Origin of the sequence: Dryocola clanedunensis subsp. sulfonylureivorans (assembly GCF_016756775.1) — a bacterium.
In the GTDB taxonomy this organism is placed as follows: Bacteria; Pseudomonadota; Gammaproteobacteria; order Enterobacterales; family Enterobacteriaceae; genus Dryocola; species Dryocola clanedunensis.
On the sequence record NZ_JAERMU010000056.1, the window covers coordinates 1 to 4,062 of the forward strand.

Sequence of the window (4,062 nt, forward strand, 5' to 3'; positions counted from 1 at the left end):
TTACCTGCCACGGCAATGATGCCCCCCGGCATGTTGCCCTGGAAATTATCCCCGAAGCTGCCGCCCCCGCTCAGGCTGATGCCCGAATGTTCGGTCTTAAAGTCCGCTTCGTTGTGCAGATCGCTGAAGCCCAGCGTTCCGGTATCGAGGCTGTTTTTGTCCGCCGTTGCCGTTGAGGCAATCACCGCCCCGCCGCTGTCGTTGTGGGCACCCTTCCCAGATGAGGATCGCATAGTGGGAATGGAGTTCGATGTTCAGCGATGGGGCGAGGCGACCCGATGCTCCGCCCCGCTATTAGCTTGTTTCTCGTTTTGTGGATCAACTGGCTTTGATGGCATTGTCTGCTTCTTGCTTCCGGTATAACGAAGCTCCGGAGATAGTCGCGATGACAATACACAGGTACAACGAAAAACTGGTCGAGGGCCTGTGGAGGATTTCGGAAAAGTGTTGCCAGTGGCAACACTTTTCCGGGCGACATTGATTATTTTACTTCTTCAATCGAAGATGAATTCAGAAGCCCAATACCCTGGTGATAATTTGTTGTTTTCAGTTGATAAGATGTGACTTTATCGTGTCCATCCAGAGACACGGCCAGAAGAGTCACCTTAGTGTCCTTACTGCCCGCTAGCGCCTCGATAAAGCCACCAACATTTGGCACCCAACCATACTGGCTCCTGCTGGAATCAGAGTAAACATACATAGGAATCAGGTTGCCCTCATCATCAAAGGAATTATTATTTGGAACCCCAAATTTTGTTACGACTTCCTGACGAGTGGTTTTTCCGGGTACGAAAAATGATTTTAACTCTGCATCGGTCAATTTACCCACAAAGCTGTAATCATTAGTAGTTTTATATCGCAGTACCGCATGTTTAATAACAGTATTTTTATCCGTTAGCACACTCAACACAGTTGAGTTCTGAGTAAATCCAGAGCTCCAACTTTTGTACCAATTCATAACTGTTTTGCCTTGAGGGGTTTTATCAACACTCATGGCGTCACCATAGATGGCACGCAGTTCTGAATTGGTCGTTTTTCCGTCAATAATGGATTGATTGATATCAGAGGTTTCTCTTCCAGCAAGTGGTCCCGCGTTTGGCAACACACTACACCCGGTAAGGCCCAGCATCGCGGTGAAAACTGTTATAATTAAGTATTTCATAAAATATCCTTATATTAATTTAAAATATTGCAGTATAAAATGACGAAATTATTACCAGGCTATTTTTCAGACGTAATTAACCCCGCCATGGGCAATAGTTAACGTCAACATGCTCATGCCGTTTTCATGATATTGGCTCTGTCCAGCATATCTTTTTCGCGATCCTATCAACCAGTCAGCAGGTTGAAGATCATTTTTGCTAAGATGTTTTGGCACTGACGGAATTTTGCCCCCAGTGCGCTTTTTGGTCACAGACACTTCCATCTGCATCCTTTGAAACACAATTACATGCACTCAATCATCTTGGTTGGTAATCATCAAACTCCCAAAAGCTAATACGACTCAATTTTTTCGCTATACTAGGCCAGTCATCTGCATGACACTGAGATATTGCTTTTTCTATGCAATCAACAATTTCATCATAATTATATTCTCTGATAATTATGGTCCCTCTCCCTAAAAGGGGACCGTTACTTTCAAGTTCATTTTGCAGCCACTTTGGAGTGCAGACTAAAATATCAAACGATTCAGCCCCCTCTTGATCTTCTGGTCCAATCATAACTCGGACCCAACTTCCAAAATTTTCGGTTTCCCCGGGCCAATAGTTAATTAAACTATCTTCTAGCTCCAATGAACGAATCTCTTTCAATAAAGGTTTCATTTAGTTATATCCAAATGTCCATTGCTAATAGGGCGCCCGCCAGGTGTCAGTTTTTGCTCAAAATTAGCCTGTACGCCCGTTGTAGCCTGTGTGCTATTTGGTTTAGCTGAAGGTGCTCGATAAACTCTCAGACCATCAGCACTTACCCATGATGATCCATCTTTCGAGATGCGGTAACCTGGACCAACCCATGCTTCACCAAGAGCATTAGCATCATTATTTGTTGCACTGCCTAACCCAAAGTTACCTTTATTCCCTTTGGCTGCATCTCGCAGTATTCCAATTTGTTCTGCTACGCTTAAAGGTTTTGAATTATTAGTAATTTGGCTGCTTTTCGCAGCATTCGCTGCAAGGGATTCCGCTTTCGCCCCCATGGCTTCAGCCGTGGTCTTACCAATACCAATTGTACCGGCAGCACCAACCCCACCTGGAACAATTGCTTCAGAAACCTGTATACCCGCACTGTTTAGACACAATACGGCATTACCGACGCACGACTCAATTGCAATCTTCGCCGCAGCAGCTAATTCTGGCGTTGCGGCTGCCAGCATTCCCCCACCAAGACCTGCAGGTAATGCGACCATCAGAGCATTCTGTACTGCCAAGCCTTTCTGGCAGGACGCTGAGCCTGGGTCTGTTGAGCACGATGCTATATCTTTGCTGTGCTTACGAACTTCTTCAGCCATACCATCTTCAGTGCCACCGCCGAGCAGGTTATTCTCAACCGCATTTTTCCCGGCCTGTGCTCCGGCGGTGGTACTGCTGCTGTCGCCGCCTGTCAGATTCCCTGCCAGCCCCGACGCGATGGTCGCCAGATTGCTGATCAGCTGCTTATCGCTTTCGCTCAGGTCCCGGTTATCTGTATCCGGGAACAGCTGGTCTTTGATGGTCCGGGCAACCAGTTCTCCCGATACCGCGCCCGCAGCGCCTGCGGCGGCATTGTTTCCCTGCAGTGAGGCCACCGCACCACCCAGTATCGCGTGGGCGATGAGCGTCTCCTGCTCGCTGAGCCCGGAATGATGCCCGATGATGTTAGCCAGCTCAGGGGCCGATGCGCCCGCCAGCGCTCCAGCCAGATTACCGCCTGAGGCCAGTGCCGTCAGCGCCCCGGTTACGGCCTGAATTCCACGCTGCACCTCGCCGCCTGTGCCATACAATGATGAAGCATTGTTGTAAGCACGCTCTGACACAGCTGCGTCTGTGACCGGTTTACCTTCCGCTGCCAGCTGCTGACGGGCCTCCTCCAGCGATTTCGGGTCTTTCTGTGCATCACGCCCCATCAGGTCGCCCTGGGTTCGTGCCACGTCCGCCGCCTGGCCGCCGATATCGCTGATTAGCCCGATCTCCTTCAGCCTGTTCTGCTCTTTCTCCTTGTCGAAGATGGGGCTGATGCTGTCGTTGGCGTGCGCCGTGTCGCGGCTGAGATTAGCGATATCCTGCTGCTGATCGTCCTTATCACGAACGGTGATGGTGCCACCGGCAATGGCTGCCTGCGTGGTGCCTTCCTCATGGCCTTTATTACCGCCACCGGCTACCAGAGCGTTAGCCATGTTACTGGCAAACTGCCCGCCGATATCCCCCCCACTGTTAAAGGAGCCCCCGGCGTGTTCGGTCTTAAAGTCCGCTTCGTTGTGCAGGTCGCTGAAGCCCAGCGTTCCGGTATCGAGGCTGTTTTTGTCCGCCGTTGCCGTTGAGGCAATCACCGCCCCGTCCAGCTGGGTGTGGTTACCTACCGTGATGTCGAAGCCGCCGTTACCGGCGTACAGCCCGGTCTGCTCCGCCACCGAGTCGAAGCGGCTCTTCATCTTGTCCTGGTTCGCGCTGATGTAGCCCGAGCCGGTCATGGAGCCGAAGGTGAAGCTGCCGCCCGCCGCCACGCTGGTCTGTTTGCTGTCGTAGTCGTTGTTGTCCTGCTGGCTGCTCATCAGCAGGTTGTGGCCCACGTCTGCGATGATTTTATTGCCGTTGACCAGGGCACCATCAAGCACCGCGTCACGACCACTATTGATAGTGACGGTGTTGCCGCTGTCTATCGTGGTTTCCGTCCAGTCGGTACCGTTGCCTTTGTCCTTGCCCTTCGCGGCATTGACGTTGGCAAAGATACTGATACCGGCACTGCCGCCACCCGCACCGATGCTTACCCCGATACCGCCGCCGCTGCTGCTGTTCTTCCCGCTGGTTTGCTGCGTATTCGCCGCCCCGCTGAGAATGACGTCTTTATCCGCGCTCAGCAGCGTAT

Annotated in this window: 3 protein-coding genes and 1 pseudogene; all 4 read right to left on the reverse strand. The window is 51.4% G+C overall.

Translation table 11 applies throughout. The annotated features are described in order from the left end of the window. A pseudogene (locus HYQ67_RS23665) lies at positions 1-197 on the reverse strand (hemagglutinin repeat-containing protein); the annotation flags it as partial. 284 nt (positions 198-481) lie between these two features. Continuing rightward, complete coding sequence (locus HYQ67_RS23670; RefSeq protein ID WP_202308612.1) at positions 482-1,162, reverse strand: hypothetical protein; 681 nt, start codon at positions 1,160-1,162, stop codon at positions 482-484. A gap of 298 nt (positions 1,163-1,460) precedes the next feature. Continuing rightward, entirely contained in the window at positions 1,461-1,823 is a 363-nt protein-coding gene (locus tag HYQ67_RS23675) for an immunity 8 family protein (protein WP_202308614.1), read from the reverse strand. Further along, positions 1,820-4,062: hemagglutinin repeat-containing protein (locus tag HYQ67_RS23680; RefSeq protein WP_202308616.1), on the reverse strand; the 2,243-nt coding region annotated here is incomplete at its 5' end. The genes HYQ67_RS23675 and HYQ67_RS23680, both read right to left, overlap by 4 nt.